This is a genomic window from Mesorhizobium sp. M1078 (genome assembly GCF_040318615.1).
Taxonomy (GTDB): Bacteria; Pseudomonadota; Alphaproteobacteria; order Rhizobiales; family Rhizobiaceae; genus Mesorhizobium.
This window is the reverse complement of the sequence record NZ_JAMYMP010000001.1, coordinates 218,383-237,450: the sequence shown is the minus strand read 5'-3', so window position 1 is coordinate 237,450 and position 19,068 is coordinate 218,383. Positions and strand designations below refer to the sequence as shown.

Annotated in this window: 20 protein-coding genes; 7 read left to right on the top strand and 13 right to left on the bottom strand. The window is 62.9% G+C overall.

The features are described 5' to 3' along the window. Positions 1-33 precede the first annotated feature (33 nt). Together NKH38_RS01225 and chpT are read right to left on the bottom strand one after the other, a co-directional pair. Positions 34-402 carry a response regulator transcription factor gene (locus NKH38_RS01225; RefSeq protein WP_023669946.1) on the bottom strand — a complete coding sequence of 123 codons (369 nt, stop codon included), beginning with the start codon at positions 400-402 and terminating at the stop codon, positions 34-36. Between the two features lie 244 nt (positions 403-646). Further along, positions 647-1,276, bottom strand: a complete 630-nt coding sequence (gene chpT / locus NKH38_RS01220; RefSeq protein WP_023669947.1) for a histidine phosphotransferase ChpT — start codon at positions 1,274-1,276, stop codon at positions 647-649. Between the two features lie 391 nt (positions 1,277-1,667). On the opposite strand from chpT, the gene NKH38_RS01215 reads away from it, so the two are divergent. Continuing rightward, positions 1,668-2,204, top strand: a complete 537-nt coding sequence (locus NKH38_RS01215) for a DUF1134 domain-containing protein (protein WP_245259859.1) — start codon at positions 1,668-1,670, stop codon at positions 2,202-2,204. A 155-nt stretch (positions 2,205-2,359) separates the two neighbouring features. Further along, the gene (locus tag NKH38_RS01210) at positions 2,360-3,520 is read left to right on the top strand and encodes a coiled-coil domain-containing protein (protein ID WP_023751282.1); all 1,161 of its coding nucleotides are present in this window, start codon (positions 2,360-2,362) and stop codon (positions 3,518-3,520) included. 38 nt (positions 3,521-3,558) lie between these two features. On the opposite strand, the gene NKH38_RS01205 is transcribed toward NKH38_RS01210, so the two are convergent. The 6 genes from NKH38_RS01205 to NKH38_RS01180 all read right to left on the bottom strand — a co-directional run bounded on the left by NKH38_RS01205 (position 3,559) and on the right by NKH38_RS01180 (position 8,300). After that, positions 3,559-4,353 carry a TrmH family RNA methyltransferase gene (locus NKH38_RS01205; protein ID WP_352758520.1) on the bottom strand — a complete coding sequence of 265 codons (795 nt, stop codon included), beginning with the start codon at positions 4,351-4,353 and terminating at the stop codon, positions 3,559-3,561. 71 nt (positions 4,354-4,424) lie between these two features. After that, positions 4,425-4,763 (bottom strand): ArsR/SmtB family transcription factor, encoded by a 339-nt coding sequence (locus NKH38_RS01200; RefSeq protein ID WP_023669951.1) that lies wholly within the window; start codon positions 4,761-4,763, stop codon positions 4,425-4,427. Positions 4,764-4,916: 153 nt separating this feature from the next. Beyond that, positions 4,917-5,687, bottom strand: coding sequence for a HugZ family pyridoxamine 5'-phosphate oxidase (locus tag NKH38_RS01195; RefSeq protein ID WP_352759264.1), 771 nt, complete (start codon positions 5,685-5,687; stop codon positions 4,917-4,919). Positions 5,688-5,722: 35 nt separating this feature from the next. Then, a complete protein-coding gene (locus tag NKH38_RS01190; protein WP_352758518.1) occupies positions 5,723-6,889 on the bottom strand; it encodes a CaiB/BaiF CoA transferase family protein in 1,167 nt (388 codons plus the stop codon). Between the two features lie 6 nt (positions 6,890-6,895). Beyond that, positions 6,896-7,657 (bottom strand): 3-hydroxyacyl-CoA dehydrogenase, encoded by a 762-nt coding sequence (locus tag NKH38_RS01185; protein WP_023683632.1) that lies wholly within the window; start codon positions 7,655-7,657, stop codon positions 6,896-6,898. 106 nt (positions 7,658-7,763) lie between these two features. Then, a complete protein-coding gene (locus NKH38_RS01180) occupies positions 7,764-8,300 on the bottom strand; it encodes a GNAT family N-acetyltransferase (protein ID WP_023691638.1) in 537 nt (178 codons plus the stop codon). Between the two features lie 271 nt (positions 8,301-8,571). On the opposite strand from NKH38_RS01180, the gene NKH38_RS01175 reads away from it, so the two are divergent. Next, positions 8,572-9,558: a glutathione S-transferase family protein gene (locus NKH38_RS01175; RefSeq protein ID WP_352758516.1), complete on the top strand. Its 987-nt coding sequence runs from the start codon at positions 8,572-8,574 to the stop codon at positions 9,556-9,558. 16 nt (positions 9,559-9,574) lie between these two features. On the opposite strand, the gene NKH38_RS01170 is transcribed toward NKH38_RS01175, so the two are convergent. Beyond that, positions 9,575-10,075, bottom strand: coding sequence for an NUDIX domain-containing protein (locus NKH38_RS01170; RefSeq protein WP_031195394.1), 501 nt, complete (start codon positions 10,073-10,075; stop codon positions 9,575-9,577). 71 nt (positions 10,076-10,146) lie between these two features. On the opposite strand from NKH38_RS01170, the gene NKH38_RS01165 reads away from it, so the two are divergent. Continuing rightward, complete coding sequence (locus NKH38_RS01165; protein WP_023683636.1) at positions 10,147-11,073, top strand: metallophosphoesterase family protein; 927 nt, start codon at positions 10,147-10,149, stop codon at positions 11,071-11,073. On the opposite strand, the gene NKH38_RS01160 is transcribed toward NKH38_RS01165, so the two are convergent. From NKH38_RS01160 to leuA, 4 genes are all read right to left on the bottom strand, one after another. Continuing rightward, a complete protein-coding gene (locus tag NKH38_RS01160; protein WP_352758514.1) occupies positions 11,074-11,691 on the bottom strand; it encodes a hypothetical protein in 618 nt (205 codons plus the stop codon). Between the two features lie 84 nt (positions 11,692-11,775). After that, positions 11,776-12,579: an alpha/beta fold hydrolase gene (locus NKH38_RS01155; RefSeq protein ID WP_352904327.1), complete on the bottom strand. Its 804-nt coding sequence runs from the start codon at positions 12,577-12,579 to the stop codon at positions 11,776-11,778. Between the two features lie 103 nt (positions 12,580-12,682). Further along, positions 12,683-14,452 carry a tetratricopeptide repeat protein gene (locus tag NKH38_RS01150; protein ID WP_023691633.1) on the bottom strand — a complete coding sequence of 590 codons (1,770 nt, stop codon included), beginning with the start codon at positions 14,450-14,452 and terminating at the stop codon, positions 12,683-12,685. A gap of 194 nt (positions 14,453-14,646) precedes the next feature. Further along, positions 14,647-16,323 (bottom strand): 2-isopropylmalate synthase, encoded by a 1,677-nt coding sequence (gene leuA, locus NKH38_RS01145; RefSeq protein ID WP_023683640.1) that lies wholly within the window; start codon positions 16,321-16,323, stop codon positions 14,647-14,649. Between the two features lie 482 nt (positions 16,324-16,805). On the opposite strand from leuA, the gene NKH38_RS01140 reads away from it, so the two are divergent. The 3 genes from NKH38_RS01140 to NKH38_RS01130 all read left to right on the top strand — a co-directional run bounded on the left by NKH38_RS01140 (position 16,806) and on the right by NKH38_RS01130 (position 19,067). Beyond that, positions 16,806-17,972 (top strand): ATP-grasp domain-containing protein, encoded by a 1,167-nt coding sequence (locus NKH38_RS01140; RefSeq protein ID WP_352758512.1) that lies wholly within the window; start codon positions 16,806-16,808, stop codon positions 17,970-17,972. A 5-nt stretch (positions 17,973-17,977) separates the two neighbouring features. After that, positions 17,978-18,754, top strand: a complete 777-nt coding sequence (locus tag NKH38_RS01135; protein WP_352723119.1) for an esterase family protein — start codon at positions 17,978-17,980, stop codon at positions 18,752-18,754. A gap of 163 nt (positions 18,755-18,917) precedes the next feature. Further along, positions 18,918-19,067, top strand: coding sequence for a hypothetical protein (locus NKH38_RS01130; protein ID WP_245275015.1), 150 nt, complete (start codon positions 18,918-18,920; stop codon positions 19,065-19,067). Position 19,068 lies beyond the last annotated feature (1 nt).

Here is a 19,068-nt window from a genome sequence, read left to right as displayed (position 1 = left end):
TTTGCTGTCCTTCTTGGCCGAGGACGTGCCGAGTCAGGCGGCAACCTTCAAGGTACGAAAACGTTCGAGCAGTTGCGGCCGGTTGAACGGCTTCAACAGATAACCCTGGGCGCCGGCGCGCTTTGCCTTCATGATCGAGGCAACATCGACCTCGACCAGCGAGATCAGAATCTGCGGTTTGATCGTGCTCTCCATGGCGCGAACCTGGCGAATGACGTCGACCGCTTGCATGTCCGGCAGGGCGCCGTCGACGACAATCACATCAGGCATCTCGGCAGCGCACATCTCGACAGCATCAAGTCCAGTTGCCGCTTCGATCACCACCATGTCGGAGCCGCCAAGAATCCGTTTTGCAACCTTTCTGATGACGCTCGAATCGTCGACAAACATGCAGCGCTTCATTTCCGGGTCCTCTTTGCCATGGTGCGAACCGGCGGCATCCGGGTATCGGGATGCACACTAGGCCAATCTGGTAAAGAAGCAGAAAAGCCGTTAGGTAAAGTTTTTACAAACATGTCGTTTGCAGCCCCATTCGGCAGGGGCGTTGCCGGCAATGAAACTTGCTTGTTCTGAATTGCCGCAAATATCAGCGGGAAAAGATACTTGATTGTTCTTGATGCTCGGACGTCCTGCCGAGCGGCTTCGCTCAGGCCGCGGACAGCACGATCTCTTCGGCGGTCGCGTGAATCGAGATCGTCATGTTGGCCTCACGCGCCAGCAGCAGCGTGTAGTAGGGCTGGACGGTATGGGCGTCGATAGGCTCCTCGGGCTTGTTGCCGGAATGGAGTTCGAGGAATTTCGGCGGCACGCGCAGCATCGGGCCGCTTGCGGCAAGCGCAAAGCGCGGCTCTGTGTCGAGGTTTTCCAGCGTGACCACCAATCTGCCACCGCGCGGGATGGCGGCATTGGCGACAAGCAGCAAATTGAGCAGCAGCTTGACCTTGTTCTTCGGCAGCAGGGCGCGAACCCCGTTCCAGATCAATTCCGGCTTCTCGTTCTTCAGGAAGGCGATGGCGACGGACTCGGCATCGCCGGTGTCGATCATCATGCCCGCCGAACCGGCGGCACCGAAGGCGATGCGGGCGAATTGCAGGCGGGCCGAAGCGTTTCTGGCGCTCTGCCGGATCAGTTTCATGGCGTCTTCGTCGGCGCCGCCCTCGTCCAGGAGTTCAAGGCCGTTGTTGATGGCGCCGACCGGCGAAATGATGTCGTGGCAGACTCGGCTGCACAACAAGGCTGCGAGATCGGGTGCGGAGAGAGAGAAAAGCTCAGCCATCGGCGAAAAATCCCTGCTAAAATTCACATCCTGGTGGCCGCGCGGCCGACAGCCACGCTCACCACCCGAATCACGCTCTTTCCCCCAGGCATTCTGAATACACAGCGCCCGAGCGTGCAGCAACAATCCACAATTCTCGTGAGAAAAAACGGCAGCTTTGCACAGGATGGGAGCCCGCGCAGACAGTCAGAAACAGCCTTCGAACCGCCATGTTCATGTGGGAGGTTAATGGTTGAAAAAGGATTACGGCATAGTTTGCCCGTAACAGTCATCCTTAACGGCCGCCTAAAGAGCCGGACGGGGTGCGAGGCGTCGGCGAAAGTGCTCCCTGACGGAGATTGGAAGCATGGTTTCCCGATTCTACGACCGGACGTTTGTCCGCGTCTTCTTCATGGCGATTGCCCTCATGGGCGCTCTCGCTTTCTCAACCTCTGCGTCGCGGGCACAGGAATACACCGCTCAGGAGATCGTCGATTCCGGTCACAAGTTCTTCGGCGCGACGTCGGGCGGTCTCGCCACCGTCGTCGAGAAGATTTTTGCCTCCTACGGCCTGCCCAATGGCTATCTGCTCGGCGAAGAGGGCTCCGGCGCGCTGATCGGCGGCCTGACCTATGGCGAAGGTACGCTCTACACCAAGAATGCCGGCGACCATAAGGTGTTCTGGCAAGGGCCTTCGCTCGGCTGGGATTTCGGCGGCGAGGGATCGCGGGTGATGATGCTCGTCTATAACCTCGACGACGTCAGCAATCTCTACAATCGGTTCGGCGGCGTTGCCGGTTCGGCCTATGTCGTGGCCGGCGTCGGCTTCAACGTGCTGCAGAACAACAGGGTGCTGCTGGTGCCGATCCGCACCGGCGTCGGCGCGCGGCTTGGCGTCAATCTCGGCTATCTGAAGCTGACGCAGAGGCCGACCTGGAATCCCTTCTGAGCGATTCCGACCACACTTCGACCCGATCAACAGATTCTGACCCGCTGCAGCTGCGGCAAACCCTTGCCGCAGCGCTGGATTTGCGTCATGCGAACATGGCAAAGTCCAGACTTGGCGGTTGCCGGATAGCGGCCCGCCCGTAACGGGTAGTCACCTTGGTTCAGTCGATCCTGTTCTTCGCCCTCGGCTTTCTGTGTGCAGGTTTTCTGGCACTGCTGGTCGCGCCGGCCATCTGGCGGAGGGCGGTCGCGCTGACACGCAAGCGTGTCGAGGCGTCGGTGCCGCGAACGCTGGCCGAGATCCAGGCCGACAAGGACAGCTTGCGGGCCGAGTTCGCCATGACGACGCGCCGGCTCGAAATCAGCATCAAGACGCTGCGTGAGCAGGCGAATGAGCAACTCGTCGAAATCAATCGGGGCCGCGAGGCGCTGAAAGGCCTGGCGGTCGAGCGCAAGGACAAGAAGCAGGCGCTTTCGGAGCTCGGGGAAAAAAACGAATTGCTCCTGCATCGCGAGCAGCAGATACGACAGCTGTCGGACAGGCTTGCACAAACAGAGCGCATGATGGAGAAGCGCGCGCTTGAGCTGGAAAAGCTCGAACATATGTACGACGACGCGTCCTTCTCCTCCAGCAATCGTCAGATTGAACTCGTGGCACGCGAATCCGAGCTGGAAAAACTCGCCAACGACATTTCAGTGCTGCGCGGCCAGCGCAAGGAGGCCGACAAGCGCCATCAGGAAGTCGTCACCGAAGCTAAGGCCACGCGCGATGCCTTGAAGGCCGAAAAGAAAAGAACCGCCGACCTCGACAGAAAGCTCGAGCGCCTGCTCGCCACGCTTGCCGATCGCGAGGACAAGCTCGATCGTCGCGAAAAAGAACTGGCCCGCCTTCGCGAACGGCTGAAGGGCGACGCTACGGGAGCCGCCGCGGCTGCTGGCCAGGTTGGTGCGCAAGACAGTGCCCGCGCCAGGAACGAGGACATCGACAAGACGCTCGCCAAGCTCGAAGGCGACCGAGAGCGGCTGGAAGCCAGGCTGACGACGCTGGCCCGCGAAAACAAGCGGATGAAGGCGGAGCTTGGCGGTTCTGGATCCGCGAAGCCCGGGAATGGCCCCGGCAACGGCAATGATGCCGGTTCTGCCTTGCGCGAACAAATGAACAATCTGGCGGCTGAGGTCGTCCATTTGACGGCCAAGCTCGAAGGACCCGATTCACCGATCGCCAAGGCGCTGGCGGCGCCGCAGGAAACGCGGTCAGGAACCACCAGCCTCGCCGATCGCGTCCGGGCGTTGCAGAAGGCGGACTCGCCGAGCTGAGTTTCGAGCCTCGGCTTGAAATTGCCCGACTACCCCTATCAGCGCGAAAAATGATGCAGCGCGATGGCTGAGGCGGCCGCAACATTCAGGCTGTCGAACCCTTCCGACATCGCGATCCGCACCGTCCGCAGGCGAGTGAGCAGCCTCTCCGGGAGGCCCTCGCCTTCGGTGCCGAGATAGAGCGCCAGTCGTTTCGGTCGCGTGGCATCGCGAATGTCAGCCTCACCACGCGGCGACAAAGCGACCTGGCCGAAGCCCAACTCGCCGAGCTTCGCGATGAAAGCTTCAGTGTCGCCGAAGGACGCAAAGGGCACCTTCAACGCGGCGCCGACGGAGACGCGGATCGCCTTGCGATACAGTGGGTCGCAACAGGTGGCGTCGACGAAGACGGCATCGGCGCCGAAGGCGGCGGCATTGCGGAAGATCGATCCGATATTGTCATGGTTGGCGATGCCGATGAGAACGACGATCAACGCTTCGGCAGGCAAGGTGTCGAGCAAGGCCTCGGCGGGCTGTGGCATGCCCTTGCTGCCGATCGCCAATATACCGCGATGCATGTGGAAGCCGGCGATCCTGTCCATGACGGCGCTTGCCGCAACGTAGACCGGCAGGTCGGCAGGGGCCTTGCGCAGGATGTCGTCGAGCCCGGCCAGCCGGTTCTCGAGAACCAGGATCGACTCCGCAGCAAAGCGTCCGGCTGACAGCAGGACGTCCAGCACCACCTTGCCTTCGGCGACGAACCGGCCATGGCGGCCGGTGAGATCGCGCTCGCGGATGTCGAGATAGGCGGCGACCCGCGGATCGCGCGCGTCGTCGATCTGGATAGGATCCATCAATACCTCGGCCGGCGAAAAATCGTCAGCGAGGTAAGGAGCGATCGGAGCCGCAGGTCAAGCCCTGCAGGTCAAGTCCCGGCGCGGCGCAGACGCGTTGCCATTTGGGACAAGTCGCCTATCCCGAAAATGCCGTCCAGCATGCGCAACAGTTCGCGCACGGCTTCGGACTTGCAGGAATAGTAGATCATCTGCCGGTCGCGGCGGGTCTCGACAAGATCGAGCGCCCTGAGCTTGGCCAGATGTTGCGACAAAGCGGACTGGCTGAGCATCACCTTTTCGGCGATGGCGCCGACCGACATTTCACCGTCGGCCAGATAGCTCATGATCAAGAGCCGCTTTTCGTTGCCCATAAGGGTCAGAAATGTCGCCGCCGATTCGGCATTGGCGATTAGTTTGGTCGAGACCATCGATGCCCCATGTTTTCCTGCTCATCCAAACGCTATGGGGGCAAATAGCGTTGGCTGCTATAATTCAGCTATGGATCACGCTGCTGATTCAGCGTCGCCTGAATCGTAGATCATTTCGCCCAAATCTCAAGACGTGCTTTTGATTCATGACGATTATCCTTGCGTAGCTGGCGCACGACCGGCTTTGGCCAGGTCGACCAGAACCGGCCGCAGGTCGCGCGCGCTCTTCAATGGCTGCGGAAAATTGACCCTGCAAACGGTGTCGCCCGATGCCAGGTCCATGCCATCGGCATCGAAGCCGGTCATGGTCCAACCATCACCTTCAACCCTGGCGAAATGATGGGCATAGACGGCGATGGCGTCGAGATGGTCGGCATTCATGTGGTCGAGAGCGGACTGTTCGCTGGCGGCCAGCTCGTCGACGATCGGCCCCTCGGTGATGAGATCGGCACGGTCGAGCAGGTAGGCCTTGCCGAAGCCGCCATTCAGGCTGGCGCGCTCCGGCTCGAGGCGAAAGATCGAGAAATCGCCGAGCTCGGCATAGAGCTTTGCCTTGGGATTGCGGTTGAGATAGCGCCGCTCGGCGCGGGCATGCGCGCTCGACCCGCGTTCCAGCGGCTGCGCCCGGCAGACAAGCGTTATCCTGGGATGCGCCAGCGGATCGCCCTTGCCGGGTTCGCCGACAAGCAGCGAGCAGCGCGGCTCGGCAAGCATGGCGCCGGTATGGGCTGACAGCGCCGAGACAAGGATCAGCGGCGTGCCATCGATGTCGGTGGCGACTCCGACCCTGGAGGCCAGCGGTGCGCCGGTCGACGGCTCGATCACCGCGAGGGCGCCGAAACGGGCGCTGCGGATCAGCGTTGCGGCCAGCCTGATCGCCTCGGCGTCCGTCGCGCGAATGACGTCCTTCTTCGGCTGGTCCAAAATGCTCACCAGGTAAGTTGATTTTCTAAATCCAGTTATTGGCCAATCATGCCGGCTTTGACAAGCGCTTTGATCTCGGCTGTCGAAAAGCCGAAGCGCGCCAGCACGGTCTGCGGTCGCTGATCGTCATCTTCAGGCATGCCGGAAAGCGCCGGCTGCGAGGCCGAGAAGCGTGGCGCGGGTGCGGGCCGCTCGAGCGCACCTGCTTTCACAAATGCGTGACGCGCCCGGTTGTGCGGATGATCCCTGGCTTCGGCCAGCGACAGAACCGGCGCCACGCAGGCATCGCTTGCGGCAAACAGCGCGTCCCAGTCGTCGCGTGTCTTCTGCCGGAACCGGTCGGCAATGGCCGCGCGCATGTCCGGCCACAACGCCTTGTCGTATTGGCCGCGGACAAAATCCTCGCCGAGCGGCAGCAGCCTTGCGAATGCGGCGAAGAAGCGCGGCTCAAGGCAGCCGACCGCAACGTGGCGTGCGTCCGCCGTCTCATAGGTGTCGTAGAAGGGCGCACCGGAATCGAGCAGGTTGGCGCCGCGCCGGTCGCTCCACAGACCTGCCGACATGAAGGCGTGTATGGGGGCCGCCAGCATCGAAGCGCCCTCGACCATCGCTGCGTCGATCACCTGGCCTTTGCCGGAGCGCGAGCGCTCGAACAGCGCTGCAAGCACCCCGGCGATCAGCATCATGGCGCCGCCGCCATTGTCGGCGATCAGATTCAGCGGCGGCACCGGCCGGCCTTCCTCCCGGCCGGTGGCATGCAACACACCGGAATAGGCGAGGTAGGTGATGTCGTGGCCGGCGCGACCTGCGAGCGGCCCGTCCTGGCCGAAGCCGGTCATGCGGCCGTAAATCAGCGCCGGATTGCGCGCCAATGCAGCACCCGGGCCGAGACCAAGCCTCTCCATCACACCGGGGCGAAAGCCTTCGACAAACAGATCGGCCTTTTCGGCAAGGCGCAGCAGCAGTTCCGTTCCTTTGGCCTGCTTGAGGTCGACGTGCAGGATGGAGCGGCCGTGACGGTCGAGATTGTACGCATCGGAGAGCGGCAGCAGGGGTTGGTCCGAACCGGTGCGCTCGATGCGCAGCACCTCGGCCCCCATCTCCGACAGCATCAGCCCGGCCAGAGGCACCGGGCCGAGCCCAGCCATCTCGATGACTTTCAGGCCGGCCAGCGGACCGGTCTTCACTGCGCCGGCCGCCATGGCCGTCTATTTCGGCGCCATGCGGATTGCCCCATCGAGGCGGATGGTTTCGCCGTTCAGCATCTGGTTTTCGACGATATGCAGGGCGAGCGCGGCATATTCGGACGGCTCGCCGAGGCGGGACGGGAAGGGCACGGCCGCGCCGAGCGAATCCTGCACCTCCTGCGGCATGCCGGCCATCATTGGCGTCTTGAAGATGCCGGGCGCGATGGTGCAGACGCGAATGCCGGAGCGCGCCAGGTCGCGGGCAACCGGCAGCGTCATGCCGACGACGCCGCCCTTGGATGCGGCATAGGCGGCCTGGCCGATCTGGCCATCATAAGCGGCCACCGACGCGGTGTTGACGATGACGCCGCGCTCGCCGCCCTGCAGCGGTTCGAGTTTGGCGGCACGGTCGGCGACGAGGCGGATCATGTTGAAGGTGCCGATCAAATTGATTTCGATCACCTTGCGGTACTGGTCGAGCGGATGTGGACCATCCTTGCCGATCGTCTTCACGCCGATGGCAATGCCCGCGCAATTGACCAGGATGCGCGCTGGCCCAAGTCTCTTTTCCACCTCGGCGACCGCGGCCGCACCGCTGTCGGCGCTGCTCACATCGCACTGGATGGCGGCGCCGCCAATGTCGCCCGCCACCTTCGATGCCCGGTCGATGCCGATATCGAAAATGGCGACGCGCGCGCCCTTGTCGGCCAGCGCGCGGGCGGTTGCCTCGCCGAGGCCGGAGCCGCCGCCGGTTACGATCGCAATCTGGCCGTTCGGGTTCATGCTGCATGCTCCGTGCTGCTCCGGGTCATGCTACGGAGGTCGCCGCCATGGTGCAACCTGACCAATGGGGATCCATCGCGGCCGCTGCCGCGACCGATCCTGGAGCTCAGGCCATCACTGGTGCCTGCTCGGCGATCCTGGCCAGGTTGGCATGGCCGACCTCGCCGGAGAGCCGCGCCACGGCACCGGGCACGATCTCGTGCGACAGCAGCCGGTCGAGGTCGACCGGGCGCGGCATGGAGATCTGGCCGCGGGGGATCTTTCTGAAGCCGAGCGGGCCGTAATAAGGCTCGTCGCCGACAAGGATCACCGCCGGCGCGCCGGCCTTGGCGGCCGCCTCCAGCGCGATCGCCACGAGCCGGCGGCCGATACCGAGATTCTTGAAGGCGGGCCGCACGGCGAGCGGCCCGAGCATCAGCGCGCGTCCGGCGCCGGCGGCGATGCGGGTCATGCGCACCGAAGCAACGACGATGTCGCCATCCATGGCGACAAAGGATAGCGAGCGCTCGTGGCCGCCGGTCTCGCGAATCTTGTAGGCGGCCAGCACGAAACGGCCGGGGCCAAAGGCTTCGTCGTTGATGGCTTCGATTTCGGGATCATGCGCCGGAGTTTCCGGCAGGTATTTCACGTCGGCAAGGCTCATGGTCTTCGCGGTCCGATAAAGAGGAAAGGTTGCTGCAAGCGGCAGCGTTCGCCAGTCAGCGCTTTCTAAGCGCGGGCGCCCTTTCGTCGTCGGTCAAACCGGATCAAGCCAAGATCGAACATGCGGAGTGTCCGCTAGCATCAATTTCCGGCGGCTGCAATCGGCTGTTTTCATCCGGCGTTTCATACGAGTGACGCTCTGTTCAGCAGATGACGGCTTCGGCATTGCCGCCTTGCGACTACATTGGCCAAGGCACGCAAGGAGATTTCGTATGGGATTGCTGGTCGAAGGCAAATGGCAGGACCGTCCGGCCAATGTCGATAGCAGCGGCAGGTTCATCCGCGCCGAGACGCAGTGGCGTGACTGGATCACGCGCGACGGCGCGCCGGCGCAAGGTCGTACGCGCGGCTTCAAGGCCGAGCCCGGACGCTACCATCTTTATGTCTCGCTCGCCTGTCCGTGGGCGCACCGCACGCTGATCTTTCGCGCGCTGAAGAAGCTAGAAGACATCATCCCGGTTTCAGTCGTGCATCATTTCCTCGGTGCTGAGGGCTGGACGTTTTTGGCCGAGGATGGCGCCACCGGCGACACGCTCTACGGCCTCGACTTCCTGCATCAGATCTACACCAAGGCCGATCCAGCCTATTCGGGCCGGGTTTCGGTGCCGGTGCTGTGGGACAAGAAGGAAGAGACCATCGTCTCCAACGAATCCGCCGAAATCATCCGCATGCTCAATTCGGCCTTCGACGAGTGGGGCGATGCCGCTCTCGATTCCTATCCGCCAGGCCTGCGCGGCGAGATCGACAAGGTCAATGCGCTGGTCTTTCCCGCCGTCAACAACGGCGTCTACCGCGCCGGCTTTGCCACCACGCAAGCGGCCTATGAAGAGGCGTTCGGCGAGCTGTTCGCGGCGCTCGACACGCTGGAGGGCCGACTGTCAAAACAGCGCTATCTCACTGGCGAGCGTGTCACCGAGGCCGATTGGCGGCTGTTCACCACGCTGGTGCGTTTCGACCCGGTCTATGTCGGCCATTTCAAATGCAATCTGCGCCGCATCGCCGACTATCCGAACCTTTCGAACTATCTGCGCGACCTCTACCAGGTGCCCGGTATCGCCGGCACGGTGAACCTGCACCACATCAAAATGCACTATTACGGCAGCCACGAGAGCATCAACCCGACGCGCATCGTGCCGGTCGGGCCTGGGCTCGGCTATGGCGCGCCGCACGACCGGGCGCGGTTCAGGCAGGCGGCGTGAGCATCGGATTGACAGCCTACCAGTACGGCGATACCGGCTCGCCTTCAAAAACCTCGGCAAGCCGCCGCAGCGTCGCCGGCGTCGTGCCATGCGGCAAGCGGTCGAGCGGAAAGAAGCCTGCTTCGGCGATCTCGTGGTCCGGCAGTTTCGGCGCGGTCTGGTTGAAGGTTTCGATGAGATAGAGGCCGACATGGTCGCGGCGGCTGGAGCGGCGGTTGAAATGCATCGATTTCAGCACCGGCTGGGCTGTCAGCGCGATGTTGCCTTCCTCGGCCAGTTCGCGCACCAGCGCCTCACCGAGCGTCTCGCCGACTTCGACGCCCCCGCCCGGCAATTGCCAGCCGGGAACGTAGGTGTGGCGGATGAGGAAGACAGTGTTCGAGGCGCGATCGTGGATCAGGCCGCGCACGCCCAGCGTCATCGGCCGCCGCAGCAGGAAATAGAGATGGAACAGCCTTGCCCTGAGGCCTGCCCAGCCGGTCTGGCGAAACGCCTGCTCCGGGTCCGATATAGCCATGACTAGCGAAACCGTGGATGGGCAGGAAACAGTGAGTGGAAAGCGGGGAGCGCGTCGCCTATGAAGGAAGGATGTTCAGGCTCGCGCATATTTCCGATGTCCATCTGGGGCCGCTTCCCGGTGTAACCTATCGCGAACTCGCGTCCAAGCGCGTCGTCGGCTACGTCAACTGGCAGCGCAACCGCCGCCGCCATATGCACGATGCCGTCATCGACACCATCGTCGCCGACATGAAGGCGAGCACACCCGACCACCTCACCGTTACCGGCGATCTGGTCAATCTGGCGCTCGACGGCGAGATCGAGATGGCCAAGCACTGGCTTGAGACGCTGGGTTCGCCGGAGGATGTCTCGGTGGTGCCGGGCAACCACGACGCCTATGTGCCGGGCGCCTTCGACAAGGTCTGCCGCTCCTGGGCGGCGTGGATGAGCGGCGACGGCGTGACTGCGCCGATCGACCGCAACGCTTTTCCCTATCTGCGCGTACGCGGCAATGTCGCGCTGATCGGCGTTTCGACGGCGCGCGCCACGGCGCCGTTCATGGCCAACGGCTTCTTCCTCGAAGGTCAGGCGCAAAGGCTGGCGACAGTGCTCGACGCAACGAACAAACGCGGCCTGTTGCGGGTGATCATGATCCATCATCCGCCGGTGCGCGGCGCCGTCGCCCAGCAAAAGCGCCTGTTCGGCATCTCCCGCTTCCACAAGACCGTTCATAGGCATGGCGCCGAACTCGTGCTGCACGGCCATTCGCATCTGCCGTCGCTGTTCTTCATCGGCGGGCGCGGCGCCAGGATTCCGGTCGTCGGCGTCGCCGCCGCCGGGCAGTCGCCAGGCAGCAAGAACCCGGCGGCACAGTACAATCTGCTCGATATTGACGGGGAGAAGGGCAATTGGCTGATTCGCCTGACGCGGCGCGGCCTGACCGGGCCGGCCTTGCCGCCATCGGACCTGCAGGTCATTGAACTCGGCGCGCAGACACCGAGGCCTCCAGATCGTTGATCAGAAGCTGATCTTCATCGCCATCAGGCGATCCCAAAACAGCGCGGCCGCCACCGCCAGGCCAACAAGCGCGCCGGCGGCGACCAAGCCGAGACCGGAAAGGAACGTCGACCAGCCCCTGCGGGGCACGGCTGCTTGCAAGGGCGGCTCAGCTTCCGGCACGGCGGCGCGTTTCAGGTCGGCGACGGCCGGCTCGACACCGCCCTCCATCATGCGCTGACGCTCGACGATACGCTCCGCCACATAGCGCGTGACCTGATCGGCGACCGGTTTCATATCGGTCGATTCGGCGAGCACGACGCGGCCGATGCGGGTATCCCTGAGAAAGCGGTAGGTGCGGCGGTCGCGCCCCATGGCGACATGGCTGACGGCGTCGATCCACAGGCGGGGCTGCAGGCCGGAGGAGACGACGAAGTCGAAATTGTCCATGTCGGCGGGCACGTCGGCAAAGACCGGGGCGAGCTCGGCGGCGAGCAGATCAAGCCGCATCCGGTGCGCCTCGCGCATGTCGACCACGACATCGTCGCGATCGGCTAAGGCATTTTTCACATCGCGAACGGCGTCGGACAGTTTGCGGGAGGTGTCGATGGGGGTGATGTTTTCGCCAGTGTCCTTCATCGGCGTCGCCTCGCTGATATGGTTAATTGCGAGTTAACACAGGCGGCGGCAAAATGCACTGGCGAGATGCGGGGCGCAAGTAAGTTAGCTCGCCGCGGCCTCGAATGTCGGACGCAGGCGCCTGCCGCGGCGTGCCATGTTTCGGCGCACGGCCTGGGCGACCACATCAGGCACTTCCTCGACCAGCATATGGCCGGCATCGAGCACGTGATGAATATGAAAATGCGCCGGCAGACAATCAGCCTGGGTAAAGGGCAGCACCGGATCGTCCGTTCCCCAAACCACCATCACCGGCATGTCGAGGGTGTCCAGCTGTTCGCCGGGTATGACCCCCTGCCGCTCGTTCCTGGTCATGACGGCCGATATCTCAATCAGCTTGCGCAACTGGCCGGGGCGACGGCGTAGGTCCGCCAGGACGCCAACGATGCGTTCGGGCGGCGGGCTTCGCGGTCCCGACATGGCGGCAAGGCAGGCGCGGATTTCCCGTCTGTCGGCGGCCGCGGCGTAGCGGCGCAACAGCGGTCCGTTGATCTCTGACCCAGCACCGCCCGGCGCCAGAAGCGTCAGCGAGCCTATCCTGTCAGGCTCGGCAAGCGCCATCAGGGAGGCGACCGCACCGCCCATCGAATGACCGGCGACATGCACCCTTGCTATCCCGCGTGCGGCGATATCCGCGAGAACCGCTCGCGCCGCTGTTTTGGCCGGGCCGCTGCCAGGGAATTCGAGAGACAGTCCGTGTCCCGGAAGATCGTAGGCCAAAGTCCTGATATCGGGCCCTAGCGACGCGGTCACCTCGCGCCAGATATCATGGCAACCACCGAAGCCATGCAGCAGGACGACCGTCTTCGGCCCGGCGCCCCGCTCGGCAACATAGAGGGATGAGACCATGAAAATGTGCGATTATTGCAAGACTGGAGAGGAAATTCGAATCGAGGCTGGATTGCTCCCAGTCCAGACCGATGGCCAGTAAAGTTTTCGCGATCCGGAAAGACTAGCTGGCGTTGCCGAGGCCCGCGGCGCGCAGCGCCTCAACCAGCCGGTCGGTCAGATCGGCGGGATATTTGCGCTCGGCGAAGGCCGCGCGCGGATCGGCGGCGAATTTCGGGAATTTGGTGGTCAGCTCATCCAGAAGCTTGGCTGCCAGCTGTTCGCGGCCGGCAGCCTTGGCGCCGATCAGCCGCGCCGCCAGATAATGCGATTTCATCGCCGTCGTGCGCAGCGACTCGCTGGCTATCGCGGCCTTGTTCATGTCGCCCAGCATGAACTGTCCGGCGAAAAGCCCAAAATCCCACCATGTCGGATGGCCGCTGAACGTCTCGACGGCATGGGTCAGGATCGGTGTTCCCTCGGCATATTTGCCGGCAAAGATCAGGCCATAGCCGTAAGCGGCAGCCATGCCGAGGTCGTAGGGGTTGAGCTCATAGGCCTTGCGCATCCAGCGGATCGATTCCTCGGTGTTGCCGAGGCGCGAGTTGAGGTAGCCATAGGCGCGGTGCGCATAAGGGCTGGTCGGTCCCATCTGGATGGCGCGATGGGCGAAAGACATTGCCTGATCGACCGTCGCGCCAGGCGGATAGGCGTAATGATCGGTGGCGGCCTCAAGGGTCAGGGAGGCCAGTTCCGAATAGACCAAGGACGATTTCGCACCCTGGCCGGCGAGCTTGTCCAGGCAGCGATAGGCAGCCTCGTGCGTCCTGGTGCTCTGGTCGAGATAGTATCTGTCGTTGAGGATCAGGCAGCTCGTCAGCCCGGTCTGAATGCCGTTCTGTTCGATGTAGCTGTAGAGCGGGCCGGAGGCGGGAATGGTCGAGCTGAGGATGGCGGCGATACGATCCTCGACGGTGCCAGGTGCGCTGTCGGCGACCGTCAGACTGCGGGACAAAAGCACGCGGCCGGTCGCCACGCTCTGCAGTTCGAGCGTCACGTCACCTGCCATTGGTCCCGGCAGGACATCGAAAACGAAGCTGGTCGGGTCGGTGCTCGGATCGCGCTTGCTGTCGGCGTCGCGGCCGATGAAGTCGATCGTGTCGAAACCGGCAAGGCCGGCGCGCAGCGAAGCGGCGACGCGGCCGGCCTCGGGTCCGGTGGCCTTCACGGCGATGAAGACGAGGGGCAGGGCCTCCATCGACGGCGATGCGATGCTGCTCGTTACGCCCGCGGTCTCGACCACCGCGGTAGGATCGCTGCTGGCAAGCAATGCGCCGCTGCCCTGGCGCAGGATGAGCACGCCCAGCATGAGAATGACCAGCGTCATGGCGACCCAGAAGAACTGGAGATGGCGCGCCAGCGAAGGCCCAGGTTCTGTAACCCCCGAAGCTGTCGCGGCAGCGGGAACGGCGTCAAGAGCCGCCTGGTCGGGCGATCCGGGCAAGGCGGCTACCGCCGCCGCAAGCGGCTCCTGCCCAACCGGCAGGCGTATGGCGTTGAGCTCATAGGACGGCACGTAGCCGCCGCGCGGAATGGCAATGCGAACCGGTTCGGCTATGCCTTCATTGGCGAAATAATGCTGGAGAAGTTCGCGCAGCCGGCCTGCCTGCACCCGGACAACGGCGTCGGTCGACGAATCGAAATCGCCGTCCTTGCCGAAGACGTCCATGGCGATGGAGAAACCCTTGAGCCTGTCGGCTTCGCCGGCCTGCTCGCGCTCAACAAGATAACGCAGCAACTTGCGCGCGCGCTCGGAACGGCCGAACGTTTCGCTGGCGAGCAGTCGCTCCAGTGTCTCGCGCACTGCGGGGGCGGCAGGCGTGGCATGCTGCAAGTGTCGATCCTCTCGAACTCGGCACAGGTTGAGGCGCAATCATATAGAGCCTGCACTTCCATACAAGCATGCTTATGTTATGCGATCGCGTAACACACCGGATAGTTGCCGGTGGTTGACACCAAAAAACCGGAATTTCCCTCGGCAAATGGGGGATTTCCGGGCGCCGCGGACATTCGGCGCCCGGGAAAATATTAGCCGGCCTTGCGGCCGATTATCCGGTTGGCGGCCGAAACAACGGCTTCCAGCGAGGCGGCGACGATGTTGGTGTTGATGCCGGCGCCGAACAGCTTGCCGCCGGGATATTCCATCTCGACATAGGAAATCGCCGAGGCGTTCGAGCCGCGCTGGAGCGAATGTTCGGAATAATCAAGCACCGACATGTCGACGCCAACATGACGCGACAGCGCATCGACGAAGCCGTCGATCGGGCCGGTGCCGGAGCCGGCGATTGTCGTCTCCTTGCCGTTGTCGAGGATCACCGCCTCGACCACGCGCCGGCCCTTTTTCTCGGTATCGGGATAGGTGTGATGGTCGAGGAACTTCAGTCGTGCGCCGGGCTGGTCGACATAGGTTTCAATAAAGCGGTCATGGATGCGTTTTGCCGGCACTTCCTTGCCTTCGGCGTCGGTGATCGCCTGGATCTCCTGGCTGAACTCGATCTGCAGGTTGCGCGGCAGATTGAGGCCGTAATCGGCCTGCAGTACATAGGCGATGCCGCCTTTGCCCGACTGCGAGTTGATGCGGATGATCGCCTCGTAGCTGCGTCCGACATCTGCCGGATCGATCGGCAGATAGGGCACTTCCCAGACCGGCGTGTTGGCCTTCTTCAAGGCCTTCATGCCCTTGTTGATGGCGTCCTGGTGCGAGCCGGAAAAGGCGGTGTAGACGAGTTCGCCGACATAGGGATGGCGCTCGGAGATCTTCAGCTGGTTGGAATATTCGTAGACGTCCTTCATCCGGTTGATGTCGGAGCAATCCAGATGGGGATCGACGCCTTGCGTGTACATGTTGAGCGCCAGCGTCACGATGTCGACATTTCCGGTGCGCTCGCCATTGCCGAACAGCGTGCCTTCGACGCGGTCCGCACCCGCCATCAGGCCGAGCTCGGTGGTGGCGATGCCGGTGCCGCGATCGTTGTGGGGGTGCAGCGAGATCAGCAGGTTCTCGCGGTCGTCCAGGTTGCGGCACATCCATTCGATCCGGTCGGCATAGATGTTGGGCGTCGACATCTCGACCGTCGACGGCAGGTTGATGATCAGTCTGTTGTCGGCTGTCGGCTTCACGATCTCGGTGACGGCGTTGCATATCTCCAGCGCGACTTCGAGCTCGGTGCCGGTAAAGCTTTCGGGCGAATATTCGAAGCGATAACCGCCGCCGGCCTTGGCCGCCATGTCGGTGATCATCTTGGCCGCGTCGGTGGCGATGCGCTTGATACCGCCGACATCCTTCTCGAAGACGACGCGACGCTGCAACTCGCTGGTCGAATTGTAGAAATGCACGATCGGGTTGGTGGCGCCCTTCAGAGATTCGAAGGTGCGGGTGATGAGTTCGGGACGGCACTGCACCAGCACCTGTAGCGAAACATCAGCCGGCACATTGCCTTCCTCGATGCACCAGCGGGCGAAATCGAAATCGGTCTGCGAGGCCGAGGGGAAACCTATCTCGATCTCCTTGAAACCCATGTCGAGCAGCAGGGCGAACATGCGCGCCTTGCGCTCATGACCCATCGGATCGATCAGCGCCTGGTTGCCGTCGCGCAAATCGACCGAGCACCAGACCGGTGCCTTGTCGATGACCTTGTTGGGCCAGGTGCGGTCGGTGAGACCGACCGTCGGGTAGGGCTGGTATTTTCGGGCCGCGCCCGGCATGTGGCCGGCCGCGCGTTTTACGCTTTCGGCTTCGCCGGCGCGGATGTCTTCTCGTGCGTTCATCGTCTTGTTCTCCCGGCGGCTCGCGGATCGGTCTTCGGACGGATTCCAGGGCGAGCAGCGCCTTATCAGATTTTCGTTCGCTTGATGTGAATTGCCAATTTCTGAACTGGCCAAGGAGCGTGCGCGTAAGCGGCGGTTCGACCGCCGGGCGCTCCTTCAGCGAACCCGGCGATCGCCGATAAGGCCGAGAAGAAGCAGGGTCGATGCCAGCGCGCGCACGGTCTCGCCGGCAAAGCCGGTCGGACGGGAAGCGACGGAGGAGACGCGCGTGTTCATGGCGGGGTTCATACAGGAGCCGCCATGGACAGGCAAGTGGGCTGCCATTCCACCACTCGCGAGCACTCTTCCCCATGCGCGGCAAATGCGCCAGACTTGCGTGTAGCCGGGGCCGCAATGCTTCGCCGTCGGAGGGATCATCCGTGAATTTTGTTTTCTTCTCGCCGCATTTTCCCGCCAACGGCGCCGATTTCTGCGACCGGCTGAAAAGGGCCGGCGCTACGGTGCTGGGCATTGGCGATGCGCCTTATGAGGCGCTGGACGGGAAGCTGAAGGTGGCCCTGTCGGAATATTACCGCATCGCCGACATGGAGGACTACGATCCGGTGTTCCGGGCCATGGGTCATTTCATCCACAAATGGGGCCGCATCGAGCGCTTCGAGTCACTCAACGAGCATTGGCTGGAGCTGGAAGCCAACATCCGCACCGACTTCAACATCTACGGCACCAAGCTCGATTTCGTGAAGAATTTGAAGCGCAAGAGCCGCATGCGTGCATTCTTCCGCAAGAGCGGCGTCGACACCATCGCCCAGCGCAAATGCTCCGACCGGGCCGGCGCCATGACCTTCATCCGCCGCGTCGGCTATCCCGTGGTGGTGAAGCCCGATTCCGGGTCCGGCGCCTCGAACACCTTCAAGATTTCCAACGCCAGGGAGCTTGACCAGTTCTTCAGAGACAAGCCCGAGGACGTGACCTTCGTCATGGAGCAATTCATCGAGGGGCTGGTGGTGACCTTCGATGGGCTGGTCAACCGTGACGGCGAGGTGGTGCTGGCGGCCAGCCACCGCTACGACCAGAGCATCATGGAAGTGGTCAACAAGGATCGCCACATGAGCTACACCTGCTTTCCCAAGGTCCGACCGGCGATCGAAGAGGCCGGCCGCAAAATCCTCAAGGCGTTCGACGTGCGCGAGCGCTTCTTCCACATCGAGCTGTTCGAAACCAAGGACGACCGCGTCATCGCGCTTGAGGTCAACATGCGGCCGCCCGGCGCCTGGATGACCGATGCGATCAACTACACGTTCGACATCGACGTCTACGCGGCCTGGGCGGACATGGTGGTGAAGGATGCCGCCGGTGGTCCTTATGAGGGCAAGTATTTCACCGCTTATGCCAGCCGCAAGCAGCACCTCCACTATTTGCACAGCCATGAGGACGTGCTAGCCGCGCATCGCGACAAGATCGTCCATCATCAGCCGATAGAAAAGGTTTTCAGCCGCGCCATGGGAAATTACGCCTACCAGATGCGCTCGAAGGACGAAGCAGCACTGCGCGCGGCTGTCGCCTACATCCACGCGGAAAAGGCTTAGACGCGATGGACATCTCTTATCACAAGGGTTTCTCCGGCAATCTCGGCCGCGACATGGAATACAAGCGCTACGGCCATGCCGGCCGGCCGGTGGTGGTGTTCCCGACGTCGCAGGGGCGGTTCTACCAGTTCGAGGATTCCGGCGGGGTTGGAGCGCTGGCCGAATTCATCGATACCGGCCGCATCCAGCTGTTTGCGGTCGACGGCGTCGATTCGGAATCGTTCTTCAACAAGCATGCCGGCGCCGCCCACCGTATCGGTCGCCACGAGGCTTATTTCCGATATGTGCGCGAGGAGGCGCTGCCGGAGTTTCTGGCGACCGCTGAGCAAGCCAATGGCGGGCGCAAATTAAAGCCGCTGTTCACCGGCTGTTCGATGGGCGGTTATCATTCCTCGAACTTCGTCTTTCGCTTTCCCGAACTCGCCAGCGGCGTCATCGCGCTGTCGGGCGTCTATTCGGCGGGCGACTTCTTCGGCAAGGTGCTGGAAGGCGACATTTTCTACAATTCGCCGCTCGACTATCTGCCCGGCATCGTAGACCCAAAACTGCTTGCCCGGCTGAAGGCGCTGAGGATGATCTTCTGCTGCGGGCAGGGCGCCTGGGAAGAGCGGATGCTGGTCGAGACGCGCAGGCTGGAACAGATCCTGCGCGACAAATCCATTCCCGCCTGGGTCGACTATTGGGGCGGCGATGTCAGTCATGACTGGCCATGGTGGCACAAGCAGCTGGTCTATTTCTTCGGCCGCTGGCTGGATGACGATCTGATGCACCGGCTCGATTGATGGCCACACCCGAACCTATCCGCCGCTTTATCGAGGCCACCAATGCGGGTGATAGCGAAGCCGTTCTCCACACGTTCACAGCCGACGCGTCCTGACCGACTGGGGGCGGTCCTTCCAAGGCCGCCAGCAGATCGCGCGCTGGAACCAGTCGGACAATATCGGCGTGAAGTCCAATCTTCGCATTGTCCGCATCGCCGAGGTCGAGGGCAGCTACCGCGTCCGCATTGCCGTGAAAGGCAATGGCTTCAACGGCGAGGGTGACATGACCTTCGTGCTGGACGGCCACCGCATAGCGAGCCTCGTCATCTCCTGAC

Excerpts from the sequence above, each read along its gene's own strand:
- NKH38_RS01225 (WP_023669946.1), bottom strand. The coding sequence starts at position 402 with ATGAAGCGCTGCATGTTTGTCGACGATTCGAGCGTCATCAGAAAGGTT.
- chpT (WP_023669947.1), bottom strand. The coding sequence starts at position 1,276 with ATGGCTGAGCTTTTCTCTCTCTCCGCACCCGATCTCGCAGCCTTGTTG.
- NKH38_RS01215 (WP_245259859.1), top strand. The coding sequence starts at position 1,668 with ATGGCGATTGCCCTCATGGGCGCTCTCGCTTTCTCAACCTCTGCGTCG.
- NKH38_RS01205 (WP_352758520.1), bottom strand. The coding sequence starts at position 4,353 with ATGGATCCTATCCAGATCGACGACGCGCGCGATCCGCGGGTCGCCGCC.
- NKH38_RS01200 (WP_023669951.1), bottom strand. The coding sequence starts at position 4,763 with ATGGTCTCGACCAAACTAATCGCCAATGCCGAATCGGCGGCGACATTT.
- NKH38_RS01190 (WP_352758518.1), bottom strand. The coding sequence starts at position 6,889 with ATGGCGGCCGGCGCAGTGAAGACCGGTCCGCTGGCCGGCCTGAAAGTC.
- NKH38_RS01185 (WP_023683632.1), bottom strand. The coding sequence starts at position 7,657 with ATGAACCCGAACGGCCAGATTGCGATCGTAACCGGCGGCGGCTCCGGC.
- NKH38_RS01180 (WP_023691638.1), bottom strand. The coding sequence starts at position 8,300 with ATGAGCCTTGCCGACGTGAAATACCTGCCGGAAACTCCGGCGCATGAT.
- NKH38_RS01175 (WP_352758516.1), top strand. The coding sequence starts at position 8,572 with ATGGGATTGCTGGTCGAAGGCAAATGGCAGGACCGTCCGGCCAATGTC.
- NKH38_RS01170 (WP_031195394.1), bottom strand. The coding sequence starts at position 10,075 with ATGGCTATATCGGACCCGGAGCAGGCGTTTCGCCAGACCGGCTGGGCA.
- NKH38_RS01165 (WP_023683636.1), top strand. The coding sequence starts at position 10,147 with ATGTTCAGGCTCGCGCATATTTCCGATGTCCATCTGGGGCCGCTTCCC.
- NKH38_RS01160 (WP_352758514.1), bottom strand. The coding sequence starts at position 11,691 with ATGAAGGACACTGGCGAAAACATCACCCCCATCGACACCTCCCGCAAA.
- NKH38_RS01155 (WP_352904327.1), bottom strand. The coding sequence starts at position 12,579 with ATGGTCTCATCCCTCTATGTTGCCGAGCGGGGCGCCGGGCCGAAGACG.
- leuA (WP_023683640.1), bottom strand. The coding sequence starts at position 16,323 with ATGCCGGGCGCGGCCCGAAAATACCAGCCCTACCCGACGGTCGGTCTC.
- NKH38_RS01135 (WP_352723119.1), top strand. The coding sequence starts at position 17,978 with ATGGACATCTCTTATCACAAGGGTTTCTCCGGCAATCTCGGCCGCGAC.